This is a genomic window from Limnohabitans sp. 2KL-17 (genome assembly GCF_003063415.1).
Classification (GTDB): domain Bacteria; phylum Pseudomonadota; class Gammaproteobacteria; order Burkholderiales; family Burkholderiaceae_C; genus Limnohabitans_A.
Window position 1 is genome coordinate 63,932 of the sequence record NZ_NESK01000015.1, and the last position, 24,018, is coordinate 87,949.

The window sequence follows — 24,018 nt, forward strand, 5'->3', positions numbered from 1 at the left end:
CTAAACCTGCCCATCGATCTAGGCTTTCTCCAGTTTCTCACCAAGGCCTTTTTCGTTCAATCCGGCACCACCGCCGTCACCTCGATCTCCACCAAAGCCCGGTCTTCCACCAGATCGGCCACTTGGACCAGCGTCATGGCCGGATAGTTCTTGCCAATGACTTCCTGATAGACCTTGCCCAGCTCGCGACCACGGGCAAGGTATTCCTTCTTGTCTTTGACGTACCAGGTCATGCGGGCCATGTGCTGTGGGCCTGCGCCTGCACACGCGAGCGTGTCGACGATGTTTTGCAGGGCTTGGCGGCACTGGGCCACAAAGTCGTCGGTTTCGAATTGGGCTTGGCCGTTCCAGCCGATCATGCCCGCGACGAACACCATGCGGCCACGTGCTTCGATGCCGTTGGCATAGCCTTTGGCGGGTGCCCAGCCTTCGGGTTGCAAGACGTTGAACATGCTTATCCTTTATCAGTTGGGGACAGAGCTAAAGATCTGTCCCGCAAAGTTATTTGTTGACTGAAATTTGCCGCAGCTTGAAGCGCTGCAGTTTGCCGGTTTCGGTGCGGGGCAAGGCGTCTAAAAAGACCACTTTGCGCGGGTACTTGAACGGGGCGATGGTTTGTTTGACGTGCTCTTGCAAGGCTTTTTCCATGGCCGCATCGCCCGTGTGGCCGGGCTTGAGCACCACATAAGCTTGCACGATGTGCCCACGGTCTTCGTCGGGCATGCCGACCACGCCGCATTCGGCCACGGCCGGGTGTTGCAGCAAAGCGCCTTCCACCTCGGGGCCTGCGATGTTGTAGCCCGCCGAGATGATCATGTCGTCGTTGCGGGCCTGGTAGCTGAAGTAGCCGTCGGCGTCCATGACGAAGGTGTCGCCGGGCAGGTTCCAGCCGTCTTTCACATAGTCTTGCTGGCGCGGATCGGCCAGGTATTTGCAGCCTGTGGGGCCGCGCACCGCGAGTCGCCCCACGGTGCCCGGCGGCACGGGTTGCATGTCGTCGCCCACGATCTGCGCCACATAGCCGGGCACCACTTGGCCAATGCTGCCGGGGCGCACTTGCGCGCCCGCACTCGAGATGTAGATGTGGATCACTTCGGTGCCACCAATGCCATCGGTCATCTCGATGCCTGTGGCCTGCTTCCACAGCTGGCGGGTGGCGTCGGGCAAGGCCTCGCCTGCTGAGACGGGATGCTTGAGGCTCGACAGGTCAACGCCTTTGGCCAGCGTTGCCATCTGGCGGTATAGGGTGGGCGCGGTGTAGCACTGCGTGGCGCGGTACTTGGCAATGGTCTGCATCAAGGTCTCGGGCGTGTGCTTTTCGAGCAGCACGGTACTTGCACCAACACGCAGCGGGAACGCCAGCAGACCACCCAGCCCGAAAGTGAAGGCGATGGGCGGCGTGCCGCAGACCACATCGTTCTCGTTCATATGCAAGATGTGGCGCGGGAACAAATCGCACATGGCCAACACATCGCGGTGAAAGTGCATGGTGCCCTTGGGTTGGCCCGTGGTGCCGCTGGTGAAGGCGATCAGGCACACGTCGTCGCGGCTGGTGGGGTGGGCGGTGTACGCGCCACTTTGCCGCGCCATGCGCTGCTCCAGGCCATCAGAGGCATCGCTTCGGAACTGCACCAATTGCCGTAAGTTGGCTGTGAGGCTGGCGTGACCCGGTGTCATGCAGTGCTGCAGTTCATCGGCCAGCAGGCTGTCGCAAAGCGCAGCACTGACTTGGGCTTTGTCGATGATCTGTGCCAGCTCGCCCGCACGCAGCAGCGGCATGGTGGGCACCGCCACCAGGCCCGCCTTGAGCGCACCGAGCAAGCAAGCCGCCATCATGGGGCTGTTGCCGCCGCGCAGCAAAATGCGGTTACCGGGCACGAGGCCCATGTCTTGGGTCAGCACCTGGGCGATGCGGTTGCTCTTGTCTTGCAACTGCGCATACGTCCAGCTGAAGTCGCCACCGCCCTTGTTGAACTCGCTCACGCCATGCAGTGCAATGCGACTGCCTCGGCCTGCCTGCACATTGCTGTCCACCAATTCCACCGCGCAATTGATCTGGTCTGGGTAGTCCAACTCGGGCCGGTCGGCGATGAACACGGGCAGCTGATCTTGCGGCGGCAGTCGGTCGCGCGCAAAGGTGTCGGTGTGGCTGCTGGGCAGCAGTTGGTTCCAGTCCTTCATGTCCTTGTCTCCATTTTTTTATTTTGCCGTGCAGCGCTAGCCGCACCACGCTGTCGAGGGGCCCCGGGGGCGGGGGCCGATTTCTGCGTACCCCCGCAGCATGAGTCCCCCGCCCCCGGGGCTTCTCGGCAGCTCACCTGCTTCACGGGGCAAGGCCTTACCCCTTCAACACATCCTTGCCAATGATCAACTGCTGCACTTCCGTCGCCCCTTCGTAAATACGAAGCGCACGGATCTCGCGGTACAGCGACTCGACCATCACGCCTTTTTTGACGCCCATGCCGCCGTGCATCTGCACCGCCATGTCGATGATCTGTTGCGCGTTTTCGGTCGCGGTCATCTTGGCCATGGCCGCTTCGCGGGTGATACGTGCGCCCTGGTCGCGCAGCCAGGCGGCGCGGTAAGTCAGCAAGGTGGCTGCATCAAGCATCGTGGCCATCTGTGCGATCTTGGTCTGGGTGATCTGGAAATCGCCCAGGCTCTGGCCAAACATCTTGCGTGAACGCGCCCAGGCGATGGACTCGTGCAGCGCACGTCGACCAAAACCCAAAGCCGCCGCCGCCACCGAGGTACGGAACACATCCAGCGTGGCCATCGCCACCTTGAAGCCCTGGCCGGGCTCACCAATGCGTTGCTCCGGCCCGAGCTTGCAGTTGTCAAATTTCAAGGTCGCCAACGGGTGAGGAGCGATGACGTCGATGCGCTCTTCGATGGACAGGCCCGGCGTGTCAGCATCGACGATGAAAGCAGAGATGCCGCGCGCCCCGGGGGCTTCCCCCGTGCGGGCAAACACCACATAAAAGTCTGCAATGCCACCGTTCGAGATCCAGGTTTTTCGGCCATTGAGGACATGACCTTCTACCGTGGCTGTCGCGCTGCACTGCATGGCGGCCACGTCGGAGCCCGCATCGGGCTCACTCAAGGCAAAAGCCGACAATGCAAGCCCTGTGGCCACGCGCGGCAGATAGCGCTGCTTTTGCGCCGGTGTGCCCATGAGGCTGATGGCCCCCGTGCCCAGGCCTTGCATGGCAAAAGCGAAATCGGACAAGCCGTTGTGAAACGCCAGCGTTTCGCGCAGCAGGCAAAGCTGGCGGGTGTCGATCGCATCGGATGCCGCGCCGTAAGCCTTGCCTGCGACGGCATGCCTGAGCCAGCCGCCGCTGCCGAGCAGGCGCACCAGGCGAACGCATTCGGCGTCCACCGCATCACGGCTTTCGTCATGGTGTGCGTACGCCAAATGCTCGCCGCACCAAGTGTCCAGCTGCGCTTTGAATTCGCGGTGGCTGTCGTCAAAGAAAGGCCAGTCCAGCTCGGGGGGGTGTTGACGCATTTTCAATCTCCTTCAAACACAGGCGTCTGCTTGGCCACAAAGGCATGGTAGGCCCGGTGAAAATCGTTGGTGGCCATGCAGATGGCTTGGGCCTGGGCTTCGGCTTCAATGGCTTCGTCCACCCCCATATTCCATTCCTGCTGAAGCATTTTTTTAGTCATGCCGTTGGCGAACGTCGGGCCGGACACCAGTTGTGCGGCAATGGCCTGGGCATCAGCCAGCAAAACATCGGCAGCGCACACCCGGTTGTAAAAACCCCAGCGCTCGGCTTCAGCCGCACCCAAGCCGCGACCGGTGAAAAGCAGCTCGCTGGCACGCCCCTGGCCAATGATGCGCGGAAGCAGCGCGCACGCACCCATGTCGCACCCGGCCAACCCCACCTTGTTGAACAAAAAATAAGTTTTACTGCGCTCGGTACCGTAGCGCAGGTCCGAGGCCATGGCCAGAATCGCGCCTGCGCCCGCGCATACGCCATCGATGGCCGCGATGATGGGTTGCGGGCAGGCACGCATGGCCTTGACCAAATCGCCCGTCATACGCGTGAAGCTCAAGAGGCCTGGCATGTCCAACTGGGTCAGTGGGCCAATGATTTCGTGCACATCGCCACCCGAGCAAAAATTGCCACCTGCACCCGTGATGACCACAGCATGAACATCGGTCGCATAGACCAAGGCACGAAAGAAGTCACGCAGCTCGGCATAAGAGTCAAACGACAGAGGGTTTTTGCGCTCAGGTCGGTTGAGGGTGACCGTGGCCACGCCGGCTTTGACGTCCAGCAAAAAGTGCTCGGGCTGGTAGCCAGACATGGCTTGGTTGTGACGCGGCAGCTGCTGCGGCTGGCCTGGCAAATAGCGTGAGGTCATGGGGTCTCCTTCGGGGATTTTGGGTGGCCGGACTTCAGGGTGCCCAGCAAGTTGTGCAGGCTCTCCTGCTCAGATTCATTCATGGGTGCCAGCAGTTCCACCACCCAGCCCTCATGGGCTTGGGCCATGGCAGAAAACACGGCACGCCCGTCGTCGGTCAGGCTCACGGTGAATGAGCGGCGGTCTGTCAGTTGCATCTGTCGACGCACCAGTTGTTCTTTTTCGAGCTGGTCCACGATGCTGGTCACGTTGCCACCAGTCACCATCATGCGGCGCGACAACTCGCTCATGGAAAGGCCCTGCGGCTCGCGTTCAAGTTGGGCCATCAGGTCAAAGCGCGGCAGCGTGATACCAAACTGCTCACGCAAGCGTTGGCGAATCGTGTCTTCAATGCGTGTGGTGGCTGACAGCAAACGCAGCCACAAACGCAAGGAGGCATGGTGATCGGCATGTGCGCGCACTTCCATGTCGGTCATGCTCTGGCCAGTGATCTGCAAGGTGCTCATCCGGCCAACTCTCCGCCATCGATGCCGATGGCTTGTCCGTTCAAGGCGTCACTGCCTGGGGCGCACAACCACAGCACACTTTGTGCAACTTCATGTGCTTGCACCAGTCGCTGCTGAGGGTTGCCAGCCGCCAACGCCTGACCTGCTTGTGCTTCGTTTTTGCCTGTTTTGGCCATGATGTTTTGTACGGCCTCGCGCACGATGTCTGTCTCGGTGTAGCCTGGACAAATCGCATTCACCGTGACGCCCTTTCGGGCCAGTTCCAACGCCAAGGCTTTTGTCAGCCCGACCACACCGTGCTTGGCTGCGACATAAGCGCTGACATAGGCGTAGCCCTTGAGACCCGCCGTACTGGCGATGTTGATGATGCGCCCAGGCGTGCCGCTGTTGGCTGCTTCAAGCATGCCAGACAGCACGGCCTGGATGCAGTGGTAGGTGCCCGTCAGATTCACGTTAATCATCTGGTGCCAAAGCGCTGCATCGGTTTTTGCAAAAGGCTGGCTTTGAGCCTGCCCGGCGCTGTTCACCAGAATGTTCACCGGCCCGAACCTTGCCTGCGCTTGCTGCACAGCGACTTGCACCGACTGCTCGTCACCCACATCCATGGGGGCAATGAACACGGCCACATCAGGCACCTGCTGGCGCAAGACCTCGGCCTGAGCCTGTAGCTTGTCTTGTGAACGACTGAACAAGGTGAGGCGGCAACCCGCCTGCGCCAATGTCAGGGCAATGGCCGCACCAATGCCGGCGCCCGCGCCAGTGATGAGGGCGTGCCGGCTATTCAGCATGACAATCTTTAGGCAGCACCGCTGCACCCGATATGGAAGTTTTCACTCGGCGATGCTGCTTGTTTGCGGTTGCAGGGGCAGTGCGGGTCACGTCAATCACCTTTGGTCGCGCTTTGCAAGGCACGTTCGCGTGCAAAGCCGGCTTCAAGTTGCGGCTTGCCTGATACATAGGCCTGCGGCCAAGTCAAGTCAGTGAAGCCAATGCGCGCCGCTTCGGTCAGCGTCCAGGCCGGATTGGCCAAGTGCGGGCGCGCTACAGCGCACAGGTCGGCTCGGCCCGCGGCCAGAATGCTGTTGACATGGTCGGCTTCTGAGATCGCCCCCACAGCAATCGTGGCAATGCCGGCTTCCTGGCGGATGCGGTCGGCAAATGGCGTTTGGTACATGCGGCCGTAGGTGGGTTTTTGCAGCGCACTGACCTGCCCTGATGAGCAGTCGATCATGTCAGCACCTGCGGCCTTGAAGGCGCGTGCGATGTCAACCGCATCGGACGGGGTGATGCCCCCTTCGACCCAGTCGTTGGCGGAAATGCGCACCGACATGGGCAAGTGTTCGGGCCAGACTTTGCGCACGGCAGCGAACACTTCGAGTGGATAGCGCAGCCGATTTTCCATGGAACCGCCGTACTCATCAGTGCGCAAATTGGTCAGCGGACTGATGAAGCTTGACAACAGATAGCCGTGGGCGCAATGCAACTCCAGCCAGTCAAACCCAGCCTTTGCTGCACGCTGAGTGGCATTCACAAAATCGGCTGTCACAAGGTCCATGTCAGACCTGTTCATGGCGCGCGGCACATCACCGTGTTGAAGGTACGGCAGTTTCGATGCAGCGATCAAGGGCCAGTTGCCTTCTGTGTCGTCTGCAGCCATGGGCTGGTCCATGCCCAAACCTTGCCAGGGGCGGCAGGTGGAGCCCTTGGGCCCGGCGTGGCCGATCTGCAAGCCAATTTTGGCATCGCTCTGGGTGTGCACCCAATGGGTGATGCGGTGAAAGTCTTGTGTTTGCTGGTCATTCCACAAGCCCGGGCAGCCGTGTGTGATGCGACCATCTGCACTGGGTGCTGTCATCTCTACCATCACCAGTCCTGCTCCCCCAATGGCACGCGCACCCAGATGAACCATGTGGTAATCAGCCACACGGCCATCCACTGCGGCGTATTGCGCCATGGGCGAAACCACAATGCGGTTCTTAAGTGTGACCGAACGTTGTGTGTAGGTCGTGAACATAGGAGGACGTATGCCGGGCGTAGCCGTTTGTCCGGCAAACCAAGCCTCGTAGCCCTCCAGCCACTCTTTGTCACGCAATCGCAGGTTTTCGTGGCTGATACGCTGGCTGCGTGTGAGCATGGAATACATGAGTTGTTCAGGTGCCAACTGGTCGCAATAGCGCTCGCCACACACCTCGAACCACTCCATGGCGTTCCAGGCTGCGTTTTGCAAGCGGATCACATCAATCTCACGAACCTTCTGGTAGTGCTGCAACACTTGCGGAATACGATCCGGGGTGTCCCCCAATGATTTGAATTGACGCACCAGTTCAATGGAGTCTTCAAGTGCCAGCTTGGTGCCTGATCCAATCGCGAAGTGTGCCGTGTGCACCGCGTCACCCAACAGCACGACATGGCTGTTGCCGTTGAAGCTTGACCATTGGGCGCATTTGACGCGCTGAAAATTCAACCAAGACGAGCCCCGCAGATGGCGGGCGTTGGTCATCAGCTTTTCGCCTTGCAGGTTCTTTGAAAAGAGATTTTCGCAAAATGCGATTGACTCGTCCTGATCGGCTTTGTCCAGCCCGTGCGCAAGCCAGACGTGCTCTGGACATTCGACAATGAATGTCGATGTCTGGTTGTCGAACTTGTACACGTGCGCCTGGAACCAACCATGCTCTGTTTTTTCGAACAAGAAGGTAAATGCGTCATATTGGCGGTTGGTGCCCAACCAGATGAATCGATTGGGACGCGTCACGATGTCAGGTTTGAAGACATCGGACAAGCGGCTGCGAACGCGAGAATTGACGCCGTCACTTGCGATGATCAGGTCGGCATCGGGAAAGTCCAGATCAGAATCTACATCCTGCTCGAACAGCAACTTGACCCCCAACTCTTCACATCTGACCTGCAGAATATTCAGCAGTTTCTTGCGTCCGATGCCGACAAAACCATGACCTCCCGATCGGATCACCTGATCTTTGAAATGCAGTTCTATGTCGTCCCAGTGGTTGAACGCCTGCTGAACTTCATTTGCCGTTTCAATGTCCCAATGGCGCATGTTGTCCAGTGTCTGGTCTGAAAAAACCACGCCCCAACCAAACGTGTCATAGGGCTTGTTGCGCTCAACTACAGTGATGTCGTGGTGCGGTCCTATCTTTTTCATGAGCAAGGCGAAATAAAGGCCAGAAGGACCACCACCGATTGAAACGATTTTCATGTCTTCTCTCTTGGATATTGACCAAACAACTACTGGTTAAGGCCTATAAAGTTGAAGTCTGAAGTATTTGAGTAAAACAATAACCTGTCAATCACGTAGTAACCCGTGGATTAGTACGCAGAGAGTGGGCGGTTGCGGGGTGCGAATATGCTTCGCACAAAGCAAAACGCCCCACCGAGAGGTGGGGCGTTCAGGGCTGTTAGAAGCCTGACGATGACCTACTTTCACACGGGAACCCGCACTATCATCGGCGCTAAGTCGTTTCACGGTCCTGTTCGAGATGGGAAGGAGTGGTACCAACTTGCTATGGTCATCAGGCATAACTTGTTGTCATCTTGACCAAGTCAAGACAACGAATTCATAGAGTTTCGAATCAGATTTTTTTGGCTTTCACACCAGACTGTTCATCTGGCGATTGAGCTTTTTTGAATGCGTCAACTTGGCATAACTTCCCTGACCAATGCACACCTTTCGATGTGTGATCAAAGTTATAGGGTCAAGCCTCACGAGCAATTAGTATCAGTTAGCTTAACGCATTACTGCGCTTCCACACCTGACCTATCAACGTCCTGGTCTTGAACGACTCTTTAGGGGGCTCAAGGCCCCGGCAGATCTCATCTTGAAACGAGTTTCCCGCTTAGATGCTTTCAGCGGTTATCTCTTCCACACTTAGCTACTCGGCAATGCCACTGGCGTGACAACCGATACACCAGAGGTGTGTCCACTCCGGTCCTCTCGTACTAGGAGCAGGCTTCCTCAAATCTGCAGCGCCCACGGAAGATAGGGACCAAACTGTCTCACGACGTTTTAAACCCAGCTCACGTACCTCTTTAAATGGCGAACAGCCATACCCTTGGGACCGGCTACAGCCCCAGGATGAGATGAGCCGACATCGAGGTGCCAAACACCGCCGTCGATATGAACTCTTGGGCGGTATCAGCCTGTTATCCCCAGAGTACCTTTTATCCGTTGAGCGATGGCCCTTCCATACAGAACCACCGGATCACTATGTCCTACTTTCGTATCTGCTCGACTTGTCAGTCTCGCAGTTAAGCACGCTTATGCCATTGCACTATTATCACGATGTCCGACCGTAACTAGCGTACCTTCGAACTCCTCCGTTACGCTTTGGGAGGAGACCGCCCCAGTCAAACTGCCTACCATGCACTGTCCCCGATCCAGATAATGGACCTAGGTTAGAACCTCAAACACACCAGGGTGGTATTTCAACGTTGGCTCCACCCGATCTAGCGACCGGGCTTCAAAGCCTCCCACCTATCCTACACAGATCTGTTCAAAGTCCAATACAAAGCTACAGTAAAGGTTCATGGGGTCTTTCCGTCTTTCCGCGGGGAGATTGCATCATCACAAACATTTCAACTTCGCTGAGTCTCAGGAGGAGACAGTGTGGCCATCGTTACGCCATTCGTGCAGGTCGGAACTTACCCGACAAGGAATTTCGCTACCTTAGGACCGTTATAGTTACGGCCGCCGTTTACTGGGACTTCAATCAAGAGCTTGCACCCCATCATTTAATCTTCCAGCACCGGGCAGGCGTCACACCCTATACGTCCACTTTCGTGTTTGCAGAGTGCTGTGTTTTTATTAAACAGTCGCAGCCACCGATTTTTTGCAACCCCGTTGGGCTCCCTTTGTTCAAGTTCACCTACTAGGGGCATACCTTCTCCCGAAGTTACGGTATCAATTTGCCGAGTTCCTTCTCCTGAGTTCTCTCAAGCGCCTTAGAATACTCATCTCGCGCACCAGTGTCGGTTTGCGGTACGGTCAATTACAAGCTGAAGCTTAGTGGCTTTTCCTGGAAGCAGGGTATCACTCACTTCGTGTGCAAGCACACTCGTTATCACCCCTCATCTAAGCCCGGCGGATTTGCCTACCAGGCACGACTACAGGCTTGAACCAACATATCCAACAGTTGGCTGAGCTAACCTTCTCCGTCCCCACATCGCACTTGTAATCGGTACAGGAATATTGACCTGTTTCCCATCAGCTACGCATCTCTGCCTCGCCTTAGGGGCCGACTCACTCTACGCCGATGAACGTTGCGTAGAAAACCTTGCGCTTACGGCGAGGGGGCTTTTCACCCCCTTTAACGCTACTCATGTCAGCATTCGCACTTCTGATACCTCCAGCAGGGTTTACACCACCACCTTCACAGGCCTACAGAACGCTCTCCTACCACTTGCAATAAATTGCAAATCCGCAGCTTCGGTAACTGGCTTAGCCCCGTTACATCTTCCGCGCAGGACGACTCGATCAGTGAGCTATTACGCTTTCTTTAAATGATGGCTGCTTCTAAGCCAACATCCTGACTGTTTTAGCCTTCCCACTTCGTTTCCCACTTAGCCAATTTTAGGGACCTTAGCTGGCGGTCTGGGTTGTTTCCCTCTTGAGTCCGGACGTTAGCACCCGGTGCTCTGTCTCCCAAGCTGTACTCTGCGGTATTCGGAGTTTGCCTTGGTTTGGTAAGTCGCCATGACCCCCTAGCCAAAACAGTGCTCTACCCCCGCAGGTAATACTTGAGGCACTACCTAAATAGTTTTCGGAGAGAACCAGCTATTTCCAAGTTTGTTTAGCCTTTCACCCCTATCCACAGGTCATCCGCTAATTTTGCAACATTAGTCGGTTCGGACCTCCAGTACCTGTTACGGCACCTTCATCCTGCCCATGGATAGATCACTTGGTTTCGGGTCTACACCCAGCGACTGATCGCCCTATTCGGACTCGATTTCTCTACGGCTTCCCTATTCGGTTAACCTTGCCACTGAATGTAAGTCGCTGACCCATTATACAAAAGGTACGCAGTCACCCCTTTCGAGGCTCCTACTTTTTGTAAGCATGCGGTTTCAGGATCTATTTCACTCCCCTCCCGGGGTTCTTTTCGCCTTTCCCTCACGGTACTTGTTCACTATCGGTCAATGATGAGTATTTAGCCTTGGAGGATGGTCCCCCCATATTCAGACAGGATTTCTCGTGTCCCGCCCTACTTGTCGTTAGCTCAGTACCACACATTTGTTTTCGCATACGGGACTATCACCCACTATGGTCGGCCTTTCCATGCCGCTTTGCTAACAATTGTGCTATCACTAACAGGCTCTTCCGATTTCGCTCGCCACTACTTTCGGAATCTCGGTTGATGTCTTTTCCTCGAGCTACTGAGATGTTTCAGTTCACCCGGTTCGCCTCGCATGACTATGTATTCATCATGCGATACCCCTAAGGGTGGGTTTCCCCATTCAGAAATCTCCGGATCAATGCTTATTTGCCAGCTCCCCGAAGCTTATCGCAGGCTTTCACGTCTTTCGTCGCCTATCATTGCCAAGGCATCCACCACATGCTCTTATTCACTTGACCCTATAACTTTGAACTCTCTTGCGAGACCTCATCGTTATTTTCAAGGAATGTCTGTCAGGTCTTTCACCTGACGCGTTATGCCGTAAATGAATAATTCCTCAACACCAGATGTTTCCATCTAATATCAAAAGAACAATTCGTCTTTACTTGAATTTCAAACCTAGTTTGAATATTCGTTTTGACGCAATCAAAAAATTGTCACCAGGGGCACGGTCCGCACTAAACCTTTACGAATGTGCGGTTTCCCCTGGCAACTCTGATTCGACTCTATGAATTTTTAAAGAACAGCCGTGCGTCTTTCGACGCTTATTAATCGATCAATATCAATCAACACAAAAAAAGCCTCTACAACATGTGCAAAGCCACTTTTGTTTTGAATGAATGCAATCATGGACTCCAACCTGAAATCCCGATGATTTAATAAGTAATGGTGGAGGATGACGGGATCGAACCGACGACCCCCTGCTTGCAAAGCAGGTGCTCTCCCAGCTGAGCTAATCCCCCGTTGTCATACAACGTAACTTACCCATGTGCTTTTCAGCACCCGTCTTCGGAAGGATTGGTGGGTCTGGTTGGTCTCGAACCAACGACCCCTGCGTTATCAACACAGTGCTCTAACCAACTGAGCTACAGACCCAAGCCGGTCACCAATGACCAGGCTTACGCCTCAGCCGTCAGCGACAACCTTCCAACAACCGATAAGTGTGAGCGTTCAATTTAGATTGCAGTTTCCAGAAAGGAGGTGATCCAGCCGCACCTTCCGATACGGCTACCTTGTTACGACTTCACCCCAGTCACGAACCCCGCCGTGGTAATCGCCCTCCTTACGGTTAGGCTAACTACTTCTGGCGAGACCCGCTCCCATGGTGTGACGGGCGGTGTGTACAAGACCCGGGAACGTATTCACCGTGACATTCTGATCCACGATTACTAGCGATTCCGACTTCACGCAGTCGAGTTGCAGACTGCGATCCGGACTACGACTGGTTTTATGGGATTAGCTCCCCCTCGCGGGTTGGCAACCCTTTGTACCAGCCATTGTATGACGTGTGTAGCCCCACCTATAAGGGCCATGAGGACTTGACGTCATCCCCACCTTCCTCCGGTTTGTCACCGGCAGTCTCATTAGAGTGCCCAACTGAATGTAGCAACTAATGACAAGGGTTGCGCTCGTTGCGGGACTTAACCCAACATCTCACGACACGAGCTGACGACAGCCATGCAGCACCTGTGTTACGGCTCTCTTTCGAGCACGAAGCTATCTCTAGCGACTTCCGTACATGTCAAAGGTGGGTAAGGTTTTTCGCGTTGCATCGAATTAAACCACATCATCCACCGCTTGTGCGGGTCCCCGTCAATTCCTTTGAGTTTCAACCTTGCGGCCGTACTCCCCAGGCGGTCAACTTCACGCGTTAGCTTCGTTACTGAGTCAGTGAAGACCCAACAACCAGTTGACATCGTTTAGGGCGTGGACTACCAGGGTATCTAATCCTGTTTGCTCCCCACGCTTTCGTGCATGAGCGTCAGTACAGGTCCAGGGGATTGCCTTCGCCATCGGTGTTCCTCCGCATATCTACGCATTTCACTGCTACACGCGGAATTCCATCCCCCTCTACCGTACTCTAGCTATACAGTCACAAATGCAGTTCCCAGGTTGAGCCCGGGGATTTCACATCTGTCTTATATAACCGCCTGCGCACGCTTTACGCCCAGTAATTCCGATTAACGCTTGCACCCTACGTATTACCGCGGCTGCTGGCACGTAGTTAGCCGGTGCTTATTCTTACGGTACCGTCATGAGCCCCCCGTATTAAGAGAGGCCTTTTCGTTCCGTACAAAAGCAGTTTACAACCCGAGGGCCTTCATCCTGCACGCGGAATGGCTGGATCAGACTTTCGTCCATTGTCCAAAATTCCCCACTGCTGCCTCCCGTAGGAGTCTGGACCGTGTCTCAGTTCCAGTGTGGCTGGTCGTCCTCTCAGACCAGCTACAGATCGTTGGCTTGGTGAGCCTTTACCCCACCAACTACCTAATCTGATATCGGCCGCTCCAATCGCGCGAGGCTCTTGCGAGTCCCCCGCTTTCATCCGTAGATCGTATGCGGTATTAGCGTAACTTTCGCTACGTTATCCCCCACGACTGGGCACGTTCCGATATATTACTCACCCGTTCGCCACTCTCAAGGGGTTGCCCCCTCTACCGTTCGACTTGCATGTGTAAAGCATTCCGCCAGCGTTCAATCTGAGCCAGGATCAAACTCTATAGTTCGATCTTGATTTTTTTTCGGTCTTTCGACCAACTCATAAATTGGAATCGACGTGGTCACCATCTCTGATTTCCACATCTTTTTTACTTCATGAGCGTTTGTTAGCTAATTAAAGCTAAGTTCCGAAGAACTTGGCAATCACCATCAAACGCCCACGCTTATCGGCTGTATATTTTTAAAGAACCCAGGCAACTTACGCTACCTTGTTTTGCCTCGCCGCGATCAGCGAAGCCTTGAATTGTATCACGCATTAGCGTTTCTTTTAAAAGAATTTAAATATCTTCTAAAAGAAACGCCCCACCGAGAGGTGGGGCGTTCAGGGCTGTTAGAAGCCTGACGATGACCTACTTTCACACGGGAACCCGCACTATCATCGGCGCTAAGTCGTTTCACGGTCCTGTTCGAGATGGGAAGGAGTGGTACCAACTTGCTATGGTCATCAGGCATAACTTGTTGTCATCTTGACCAAGTCAAGACAACGAATTCATAGAGTTTCGAATCAGATTTTTTTGGCTTTCACACCAGACTGTTCATCTGGCGATTGAGCTTTTTTGAATGCGTCAACTTGGCATAACTTCCCTGACCAATGCACACCTTTCGATGTGTGATCAAAGTTATAGGGTCAAGCCTCACGAGCAATTAGTATCAGTTAGCTTAACGCATTACTGCGCTTCCACACCTGACCTATCAACGTCCTGGTCTTGAACGACTCTTTAGGGGGCTCAAGGCCCCGGCAGATCTCATCTTGAAACGAGTTTCCCGCTTAGATGCTTTCAGCGGTTATCTCTTCCACACTTAGCTACTCGGCAATGCCACTGGCGTGACAACCGATACACCAGAGGTGTGTCCACTCCGGTCCTCTCGTACTAGGAGCAGGCTTCCTCAAATCTGCAGCGCCCACGGAAGATAGGGACCAAACTGTCTCACGACGTTTTAAACCCAGCTCACGTACCTCTTTAAATGGCGAACAGCCATACCCTTGGGACCGGCTACAGCCCCAGGATGAGATGAGCCGACATCGAGGTGCCAAACACCGCCGTCGATATGAACTCTTGGGCGGTATCAGCCTGTTATCCCCAGAGTACCTTTTATCCGTTGAGCGATGGCCCTTCCATACAGAACCACCGGATCACTATGTCCTACTTTCGTATCTGCTCGACTTGTCAGTCTCGCAGTTAAGCACGCTTATGCCATTGCACTATTATCACGATGTCCGACCGTAACTAGCGTACCTTCGAACTCCTCCGTTACGCTTTGGGAGGAGACCGCCCCAGTCAAACTGCCTACCATGCACTGTCCCCGATCCAGATAATGGACCTAGGTTAGAACCTCAAACACACCAGGGTGGTATTTCAACGTTGGCTCCACCCGATCTAGCGACCGGGCTTCAAAGCCTCCCACCTATCCTACACAGATCTGTTCAAAGTCCAATACAAAGCTACAGTAAAGGTTCATGGGGTCTTTCCGTCTTTCCGCGGGGAGATTGCATCATCACAAACATTTCAACTTCGCTGAGTCTCAGGAGGAGACAGTGTGGCCATCGTTACGCCATTCGTGCAGGTCGGAACTTACCCGACAAGGAATTTCGCTACCTTAGGACCGTTATAGTTACGGCCGCCGTTTACTGGGACTTCAATCAAGAGCTTGCACCCCATCATTTAATCTTCCAGCACCGGGCAGGCGTCACACCCTATACGTCCACTTTCGTGTTTGCAGAGTGCTGTGTTTTTATTAAACAGTCGCAGCCACCGATTTTTTGCAACCCCGTTGGGCTCCCTTTGTTCAAGTTCACCTACTAGGGGCATACCTTCTCCCGAAGTTACGGTATCAATTTGCCGAGTTCCTTCTCCTGAGTTCTCTCAAGCGCCTTAGAATACTCATCTCGCGCACCAGTGTCGGTTTGCGGTACGGTCAATTACAAGCTGAAGCTTAGTGGCTTTTCCTGGAAGCAGGGTATCACTCACTTCGTGTGCAAGCACACTCGTTATCACCCCTCATCTAAGCCCGGCGGATTTGCCTACCAGGCACGACTACAGGCTTGAACCAACATATCCAACAGTTGGCTGAGCTAACCTTCTCCGTCCCCACATCGCACTTGTAATCGGTACAGGAATATTGACCTGTTTCCCATCAGCTACGCATCTCTGCCTCGCCTTAGGGGCCGACTCACTCTACGCCGATGAACGTTGCGTAGAAAACCTTGCGCTTACGGCGAGGGGGCTTTTCACCCCCTTTAACGCTACTCATGTCAGCATTCGCACTTCTGATACCTCCAGCAGGGTTTACACCACCACCTTCACAGGCCTACAGAACGCTCTCCTACCACTTGCAATAAATTGCAAATCCGCAGCTTCGGTAACTGGCTTAGCCCCGTTACATCTTCCGCGCAGGACGACTCGATCAGTGAGCTATTACGCTTTCTTTAAATGATGGCTGCTTCTAAGCCAACATCCTGACTGTTTTAGCCTTCCCACTTCGTTTCCCACTTAGCCAATTTTAGGGACCTTAGCTGGCGGTCTGGGTTGTTTCCCTCTTGAGTCCGGACGTTAGCACCCGGTGCTCTGTCTCCCAAGCTGTACTCTGCGGTATTCGGAGTTTGCCTTGGTTTGGTAAGTCGCCATGACCCCCTAGCCAAAACAGTGCTCTACCCCCGCAGGTAATACTTGAGGCACTACCTAAATAGTTTTCGGAGAGAACCAGCTATTTCCAAGTTTGTTTAGCCTTTCACCCCTATCCACAGGTCATCCGCTAATTTTGCAACATTAGTCGGTTCGGACCTCCAGTACCTGTTACGGCACCTTCATCCTGCCCATGGATAGATCACTTGGTTTCGGGTCTACACCCAGCGACTGATCGCCCTATTCGGACTCGATTTCTCTACGGCTTCCCTATTCGGTTAACCTTGCCACTGAATGTAAGTCGCTGACCCATTATACAAAAGGTACGCAGTCACCCCTTTCGAGGCTCCTACTTTTTGTAAGCATGCGGTTTCAGGATCTATTTCACTCCCCTCCCGGGGTTCTTTTCGCCTTTCCCTCACGGTACTTGTTCACTATCGGTCAATGATGAGTATTTAGCCTTGGAGGATGGTCCCCCCATATTCAGACAGGATTTCTCGTGTCCCGCCCTACTTGTCGTTAGCTCAGTACCACACATTTGTTTTCGCATACGGGACTATCACCCACTATGGTCGGCCTTTCCATGCCGCTTTGCTAACAATTGTGCTATCACTAACAGGCTCTTCCGATTTCGCTCGCCACTACTTTCGGAATCTCGGTTGATGTCTTTTCCTCGAGCTACTGAGATGTTTCAGTTCACCCGGTTCGCCTCGCATGACTATGTATTCATCATGCGATACCCCTAAGGGTGGGTTTCCCCATTCAGAAATCTCCGGATCAATGCTTATTTGCCAGCTCCCCGAAGCTTATCGCAGGCTTTCACGTCTTTCGTCGCCTATCATTGCCAAGGCATCCACCACATGCTCTTATTCACTTGACCCTATAACTTTGAACTCTCTTGCGAGACCTCATCGTTATTTTCAAGGAATGTCTGTCAGGTCTTTCACCTGACGCGTTATGCCGTAAATGAATAATTCCTCAACACCAGATGTTTCCATCTAATATCAAAAGAACAATTCGTCTTTACTTGAATTTCAAACCTAGTTTGAATATTCGTTTTGACGCAATCAAAAAATTGTCACCAGGGGCACGGTCCGCACTAAACCTTTACGAATGTGCGGTTTCCCCTGGCAACTCTGATTCGACTCTATGAATTTTTAAAGAACAGCCGTGCGTCTTTCGACGCTTATTAATCGATCAATATCAATCAACACAAAAAAAGCCTCTACAACATGTGCAAAGCCACTTTTGTTTTGAATGAATGCAATCATGGACTCCAACCTGAAATCCCGATGATTTAATAAGTAATGGTGGAGGATGACGGGATCGAACCGACGACCCCCTGCTTGCAAAGCAGGTGCTCTCCCAGCTGAGCTAATCCCCCGTTGTCATACAACGTAACTTACCCATGTGCTTTTCAGCACCCGTCTTCGGAAGGATTGGTGGGTCTGGTTGGTCTCGAACCAACGACCCCTGCGTTATCAACACAGTGCTCTAACCAACTGAGCTACAGACCCAAGCCGGTCACCAATGACCAGGCTTACGCCTCAGCCGTCAGCGACAACCTTCCAACAACCGATAAGTGTGAGCGTTCAATTTAGATTGCAGTTTCCAGAAAGGAGGTGATCCAGCCGCACCTTCCGATACGGCTACCTTGTTACGACTTCACCCCAGTCACGAACCCCGCCGTGGTAATCGCCCTCCTTACGGTTAGGCTAACTACTTCTGGCGAGACCCGCTCCCATGGTGTGACGGGCGGTGTGTACAAGACCCGGGAACGTATTCACCGTGACATTCTGATCCACGATTACTAGCGATTCCGACTTCACGCAGTCGAGTTGCAGACTGCGATCCGGACTACGACTGGTTTTATGGGATTAGCTCCCCCTCGCGGGTTGGCAACCCTTTGTACCAGCCATTGTATGACGTGTGTAGCCCCACCTATAAGGGCCATGAGGACTTGACGTCATCCCCACCTTCCTCCGGTTTGTCACCGGCAGTCTCATTAGAGTGCCCAACTGAATGTAGCAACTAATGACAAGGGTTGCGCTCGTTGCGGGACTTAACCCAACATCTCACGACACGAGCTGACGACAGCCATGCAGCACCTGTGTTACGGCTCTCTTTCGAGCACGAAGCTATCTCTAGCGACTTCCGTACATGTCAAAGGTGGGTAAGGTTTTTCGCGTTGCATCGAATTAAACCACATCATCCACCGCTTGTGCGGGTCCCCGTCAATTCCTTTGAGTTTCAACCTTGCGGCCGTACTCCCCAGGCGGTCAACTTCACGCGTTAGCTTCGTTACTGAGTCAGTGAAGACCCAACAACCAGTTGACATCGTTTAGGGCGTGGACTACCAGGGTATCTAATCCTGTTTGCTCCCCACGCTTTCGTGCATGAGCGTCAGTACAGGTCCAGGGGATTGCCTTCGCCATCGGTGTTCCTCCGCATATCTACGCATTTCACTGCTACACGCGGAATTCCATCCCCCTCTACCGTACTCTAGCTATACAGTCACAAATGCAGTTCCCAGGTTGAGCCCGGGGATTTCACATCTGTCTTATATAACCGCCTGCGCACGCTTTACGCCCAGTAATTCCGATTAACGCTTGCACCCTACGTATTACCGCGGCTGCTGGCACGTAGTTAGCCGGTGCTTATTCTTACGGTACAGTCATGAGCCCCCCGTATTAAGAGAGGCCTTTTCGTTCCGTACAAAAGCAGTTTACAACCCGAGGGCCTTCATCCTGCACGCGGAATGGCTGGATCAGACTTTCGTCCATTGTCCAAAATTCCCCACTGCTGCCTCCCGTAGGAGTCTGGACCGTGTCTCAGTTCCAGTGTGGCTGGTCGTCCTCTCAGACCAGCTACAGATCGTTGGCTTGGTGAGCCTTTACCCCACCAACTACCTAATCTGATATCGGCCGCTCCAATCGCGCGAGGCTCTTGCGAGTCCCCCGCTTTCATCCGTAGATCGTATGCGGTATTAGCGTAACTTTCGCTACGTTATCCCCCACGACTGGGCACGTTCCGATATATTACTCACCCGTTCGCCACTCTCAAGGGGTTGCCCCCTCTACCGTTCGACTTGCATGTGTAAAGCATTCCGCCAGCGTTCAATCTGAGCCAGGATCAAACTCTATAGTTCGATCTTGATTTTTTTTCGGTCTTTCGACCAACTCATAAATTGGAATCGACGTGGTCACCATCTCTGATTTCCACATCTTTTTTACTTCATGAGCGTTTGTTAGCTAATTAAAGCTAAGTTCCGAAGAACTTGGCAATCACCATCAAACGCCCACGCTTATCGGCTGTATATTTTTAAAGAACCCAGGCAACTTACGCTACCTTGTTTTGCCTCGCCGCGATCAGCGAAGCCTTGAATTATGACACAGTTTTTAAGCCTGCGTCAAATTTTTGAAATTTTTCTTGCGCTAACAAGTTCTTCTTCATAACTTTGTCTTTGCTGCGTTTTGTTCTTTTGGAACATAACTTGTGTGCAGCGAAGCCCTCGATTATGGCACAGCTTTTGTGATGTTTTGATATTTTTTTGAACGCATGGCCAATGTTTCGCTCTACCTCGCCCGGATAATAGGGTCATGGCTTTACTCACACTTTTGAACGCTTCTCTGGCTTTTGGCCATGTTGCACTCCTCGATCACGCAGACTTTTCACTGGAAACTTCCGAGCGTATCGGCTTGATCGGTCGCAACGGCACGGGCAAATCGTCCTTACTCAAGATATTGGCAGGCATGGAGCGTCCTGACGATGGGTCACTGCATTTGCAACAGGGTGTCCGCATCGCCTATGTGGCGCAAGAACCCGTCCTGATACCCGAGCACACGATTTTTGAGTCCGTGCGTGAAGGTTTGGCCGAAGTCGTTCAATGGATCGACGATTACACCCACAGTCGAGGCGACTTGGACACCTTGCAAGGCCAAATCGAATCCAGGGATGGCTGGGGATGTGAGCAACGGCTTGACGAAACATTGCAACGGCTACAACTTGACCCAAATGCTGTTGTGCACTCCCTTTCAGGGGGCATGCGCAAACGTGTAGCCCTAGCGCAGGCGTTGGTGACCCGCCCTGATGTCCTCTTGTTGGATGAACCGACCAACCACTTGGACCTGAACGCCATCACTTGGCTGGAAGACTTGCTGATTGATTTCAAGGGCAGCGTGATTGCCATCACCCACGATCGGGCCTTCCTGGACCGCATTGCGACCCGAATTGTGGAGTTAGACAGGGGCAAACTACGCTCCTACCCTGGCAACTTTGCGCAATACCAAATCCAGAAAGAAGACCAGCTTGCACAAGAAGCCGTGGTCCAGGCCAAAGCCGACAAGCTGCTGGCCCAAGAAGAAATCTGGATCCGTAAAGGCGTAGAAGCACGCCGCACCCGGAGCCAAAGCCGCATCACCCGGTTGCAAAATCTGCGTGGCGAGCGCGCTGCACGCCGAGAAAAAGTTGGCAATGTGCGCATGGAAGTAGCCTCGGGCGTACCCAGTGGCAAGTTGGTGGCCGAGTTGACCGATGTGAGCAAGAGCTTCACCCGGCCCGATGGATCTGTGCGAACTGTGATCCAGAAGTTCACCGGCACCTTGTTGCGCGGTGACAAGATCGGCTTGCTGGGCCCCAACGGGGCAGGCAAGACCACCTTGCTCAAACTGATTCTGGGCGAACTCGAGGCCGACAGCGGCGAAGTGCGCCGCGGCACCAAGCTGGAAGTGGCCTACTTTGACCAAATGCGCGATGCACTTGACCTGGACGCCACGCTGGAAGACTTCATCAGCCCTGGCAGCGAATGGATCGAGATCGGCAACAAGCGCCAGCACGTCAAAAGCTACCTGGGTGACTTCTTGTTTTCTCCCGCACGGGGCACATCGCCTGTGCGCTCCCTCTCTGGTGGCGAACGCAACCGCCTGCTGCTGGCCCGCTTGTTTGCACGCCCAGCCAACGTGCTGGTACTTGACGAACCCACCAACGACCTGGACATCGAAACACTGGAACTGCTGGAAGAGCTGCTGCAAACCTACGAAGGCACCGTGTTTCTGGTCAGCCACGACCGCGCCTTCATGGACAACGTGGTCACCGGCATCATCGCTTGCGAAAGTGCCCCAGATCAACCTGGCTTTTGGCGCGAGTACGAAGGCTCTGTGCAAGATTGGCTGGTTCAGTCCAAACGCAGTCAAGCCATCCGGGCCCAAGCTGCTCAGCGCAATGGCGTCACGCCACCAGCACCACAAGCCAGCCCGGTGGCCACGCCTGCGGCCGTGGCCACCACACCCGCCAAAGGCAAGCTCAGCTACAAAGAGCAACGCGAATTGGCAGAACTGCCCGCCAAAATCGAGTCTCTGGAAAAAGAACAAGCCCTCACGCGTGCGCAGCTGGCCGATGGCAGCGTTTTCCAACGTGACCCAGGACTGGCACAACAACTGTTCAGACGCGACACCGAAATCGACGATCTCCTGCTGGCGGCCATGGAGCGCTGGGAAACTTTGTCCAACCGCTGACTCGGTGGCGCCTCAAAGCAATTGAGCACGCGTCCTGGCCAGCGCCCGCCAGAACTTATCGTATTGGGTGCTGGCGAAGTTCACGCGCATGAGCGAGCCAGGTCTGCGATCGGCATGAAACAAAGAGCCGGGTGCCAACAGGTACCCGGCATCGTGCATGCGCAATGCCAGCACATCGGTGTCCACCCCGACATCGACCCAGCCAAACAATCCCTGAGGCGGCGCCACGAACTGACAGCCGTACGCCAGCGCCAGCTTCACACTGCGGCTGCGGGCGGCATCCAGCAATTGCGATAAGCGCTCGGTGTGACGCCGAATCGCTCCATGCTCCAGACACAACGCCAGTGCTTTTTCAAACAACACAGGGGTGGTGAGGGTGGACAACAATTTGGTGTCCAAAAACGCATCCTTCAGATCGGCCGGAGCCGCCAGATAGCCCACGCGCCAACTGGGCGCGAGGATCTTGGCATAGCCGCTGACGTAAATGGTTTTTTGCAGGCCATCGAGCACCGACAATCGCACCGCATGCGAAGGCGCCATGTGGCCGTAGGTATCGTCTTCAACCAAGTAAAAGTTGTAGCGGTGCGCCAGGTTCACCAACTGGTGCGCACAAGGCAATGAGAAGCCGTAACCCGTGGGGTTGTGCAAGACCGATACGCTCACCATCATCTTGGGCGCATGCCGTTGCGCATAGCGCTCGACCACTTCCAGATCGGGCCCCGTCTCCAGACGCGGCACAGGCAAGATGCGAACGCCCAGGCTTTGCAATCTGGCAAATTCAATGGCCCAACCGGGTTCTTCGACCATCACGCAATCGCCAGGTCTCAACAAGGTCCGGCTGATGATGTCAAGCGCATGGGTCGCCCCCACCGTGGTGATCAATTGTCCTGGCGCAGCGTGCAAGCCGAGACTGTCAAGCTTGGACGACAGGATGTCACGCAAACCCGTGTCCCCCTGTGGCTCGCCGTAGCGCAAAGAAGCCTCACGCAGTGCTGGACTGGCCACCACCTTGCGCAAAGCCGCAGACAAAAAGTCGGCGTCCAGCCAATCAGGCGGGAACACCCCCATGCCCGGCTGCGGCTCTGCGCTGGGTTGGTGAAACATGCCCCGAATCAGGCTTGATGCATCCACTGGAGGCGGGCTGGGCTCGACGCCTCTGGCAACGGTCGATGGCGGTATGCGCCGTGCCCGATCGCGCACAAAAAACCCCCGATTCGGACGGGCGTCAATCCAGCCCTGCGCCACCAGCCAGTCGTAAGCGGCCACCACGGTGGACGCGCTCACACCGTGCACCTGGGCGCATTGCCGCACCGAGGGCAGGCGAGCACCTGACACCAACAACTGGTCGCGAATGCGCGCCACAAACCGCTGCGCCAATTGTTCGGTCAAGGGTTGGCTGGATTCTCGGCTGAGCAATGACATAGGCAGATTGAGGTTGAGTGTGTCGTCACGAAGGGCAATACAGTTTCCAGAATGTTCTTACAAACTGTACCGATACTGTACTCATTCTGGCGCTACATTCAACAGCATGACCTCCTCTGAACTCAGCGCCCTTTTGGTGCTTGCCACCGTCAGCAGCTTCACACCCGGGCCGAACACCACCCTGTCGACGGCCATGGCCGCCAACCACGGCCTGAAACGCGCCATGCGCTTTGTGTTGGCTGTGCCAGTCGGATGGGGAATTTTGTTCACGCTTTGCGCCACCGGCCTGGGCGGTTTGGTGGTGGCCTGGCCGCCTTTGCGCTGGGGCATCGTGACGCTGGGCACGGGGTATTTGCTGTGGCTCGCCTCTCGCTTGTGGCAAAGCGCCAGCTTGCAGCAAGCCGACAGCAACAAGCTGCAAGTAGGCTTTGTCCAAGGCGTGGGGCTGCAGTTTCTCAACATCAAAGCCTGGATGCTGGCCCTGGCGATCGTGGCGGGCTGGGTAGCGGGGCGAGAAGATGCCTCCGAGCGCACACTGATGCTGCTGCCGATCATGGTGGTCTATGGTTTTGTGAGCAACCTGACCTATGCCGTGGCCGGTTCGATGCTGCGGCATTGGCTGGCGCACGGGCGCCGGTTGCTGATGTTCAACCGCTGCATGTCGGGGGCGCTGGTGGCCACGGCCCTGTGGATTTTGAATGGCTTGCGCCAAAGTGTGGCCTGAAAAATCGCC

The 24,018-nt window shown here is 54.8% G+C and carries 10 protein-coding genes, 4 tRNA genes and 6 rRNA genes; 2 read left to right on the forward strand and 18 right to left on the reverse strand.

Features of this window, described 5'->3' with window-relative positions:
• Positions 1-56: 56 nt before the first annotated feature.
• From B9Z45_RS09150 to B9Z45_RS09230, 17 genes are all read right to left on the reverse strand, one after another.
• Positions 57-452 (reverse strand): RidA family protein, encoded by a 396-nt coding sequence (locus B9Z45_RS09150; RefSeq protein ID WP_108406922.1) that lies wholly within the window; start codon positions 450-452, stop codon positions 57-59.
• Between the two features lie 49 nt (positions 453-501).
• Entirely contained in the window at positions 502-2,181 is a 1,680-nt protein-coding gene (locus B9Z45_RS09155; RefSeq protein WP_108406923.1) for an AMP-binding protein, read from the reverse strand.
• 157 nt (positions 2,182-2,338) lie between these two features.
• Positions 2,339-3,511, reverse strand: a complete 1,173-nt coding sequence (locus B9Z45_RS09160) for an acyl-CoA dehydrogenase family protein (protein WP_108406924.1) — start codon at positions 3,509-3,511, stop codon at positions 2,339-2,341.
• Between the two features lie 2 nt (positions 3,512-3,513).
• Positions 3,514-4,374 (reverse strand): enoyl-CoA hydratase family protein, encoded by an 861-nt coding sequence (locus B9Z45_RS09165; protein ID WP_108406925.1) that lies wholly within the window; start codon positions 4,372-4,374, stop codon positions 3,514-3,516.
• Positions 4,371-4,880 carry a MarR family winged helix-turn-helix transcriptional regulator gene (locus B9Z45_RS09170; RefSeq protein WP_108406926.1) on the reverse strand — a complete coding sequence of 170 codons (510 nt, stop codon included), beginning with the start codon at positions 4,878-4,880 and terminating at the stop codon, positions 4,371-4,373. The genes B9Z45_RS09165 and B9Z45_RS09170 overlap by 4 nt, the downstream gene beginning before the upstream one ends.
• Entirely contained in the window at positions 4,877-5,668 is a 792-nt protein-coding gene (locus B9Z45_RS09175) for an SDR family NAD(P)-dependent oxidoreductase (RefSeq protein ID WP_108406927.1), read from the reverse strand. The genes B9Z45_RS09170 and B9Z45_RS09175 overlap by 4 nt, the downstream gene beginning before the upstream one ends.
• Positions 5,669-5,760: 92 nt before the next feature.
• Positions 5,761-8,094, reverse strand: a complete 2,334-nt coding sequence (locus B9Z45_RS09180) for a bifunctional salicylyl-CoA 5-hydroxylase/oxidoreductase (RefSeq protein ID WP_108406928.1) — start codon at positions 8,092-8,094, stop codon at positions 5,761-5,763.
• 205 nt (positions 8,095-8,299) lie between these two features.
• Positions 8,300-8,412 (reverse strand): 5S ribosomal RNA (gene rrf / locus B9Z45_RS09185).
• A 174-nt stretch (positions 8,413-8,586) separates the two neighbouring features.
• Positions 8,587-11,466: ribosomal RNA gene (locus B9Z45_RS09190) — 23S ribosomal RNA — on the reverse strand.
• Positions 11,467-11,894: 428 nt separating this feature from the next.
• A tRNA-Ala gene (locus B9Z45_RS09195) sits at positions 11,895-11,970 on the reverse strand.
• A gap of 56 nt (positions 11,971-12,026) precedes the next feature.
• Positions 12,027-12,103, reverse strand: a tRNA-Ile gene (locus tag B9Z45_RS09200).
• Between the two features lie 98 nt (positions 12,104-12,201).
• Positions 12,202-13,734: ribosomal RNA gene (locus tag B9Z45_RS09205) — 16S ribosomal RNA — on the reverse strand.
• Between the two features lie 329 nt (positions 13,735-14,063).
• Positions 14,064-14,176, reverse strand: a 5S ribosomal RNA gene (gene rrf / locus B9Z45_RS09210).
• Between the two features lie 174 nt (positions 14,177-14,350).
• Positions 14,351-17,230, reverse strand: a 23S ribosomal RNA gene (locus tag B9Z45_RS09215).
• A gap of 428 nt (positions 17,231-17,658) precedes the next feature.
• A tRNA-Ala gene (locus tag B9Z45_RS09220) sits at positions 17,659-17,734 on the reverse strand.
• A gap of 56 nt (positions 17,735-17,790) precedes the next feature.
• Positions 17,791-17,867 (reverse strand) — tRNA-Ile (locus B9Z45_RS09225).
• Positions 17,868-17,965: 98 nt separating this feature from the next.
• Positions 17,966-19,498: ribosomal RNA gene (locus B9Z45_RS09230) — 16S ribosomal RNA — on the reverse strand.
• Together the 16S, 23S and 5S rRNA genes with 4 tRNA genes alongside form the textbook arrangement of a ribosomal RNA operon.
• A gap of 451 nt (positions 19,499-19,949) precedes the next feature.
• Here B9Z45_RS09230 and B9Z45_RS09235 point away from each other — a divergent pair.
• Positions 19,950-21,863: an ATP-binding cassette domain-containing protein gene (locus B9Z45_RS09235; protein ID WP_108406929.1), complete on the forward strand. Its 1,914-nt coding sequence runs from the start codon at positions 19,950-19,952 to the stop codon at positions 21,861-21,863.
• A gap of 12 nt (positions 21,864-21,875) precedes the next feature.
• Here the strand turns inward: B9Z45_RS09235 and B9Z45_RS09240 are convergent, their stop codons facing one another.
• Positions 21,876-23,279, reverse strand: coding sequence for a PLP-dependent aminotransferase family protein (locus B9Z45_RS09240; RefSeq protein WP_199221875.1), 1,404 nt, complete (start codon positions 23,277-23,279; stop codon positions 21,876-21,878).
• 112 nt (positions 23,280-23,391) lie between these two features.
• Here B9Z45_RS09240 and B9Z45_RS09245 point away from each other — a divergent pair, with 112 nt between their 5' ends.
• On the forward strand, positions 23,392-24,009 hold the full coding sequence (locus B9Z45_RS09245) for a LysE family translocator (protein WP_108406931.1): 618 nt from the start codon (positions 23,392-23,394) through the stop codon (positions 24,007-24,009).
• The last annotated feature ends 9 nt before the right edge of the window (positions 24,010-24,018 follow it).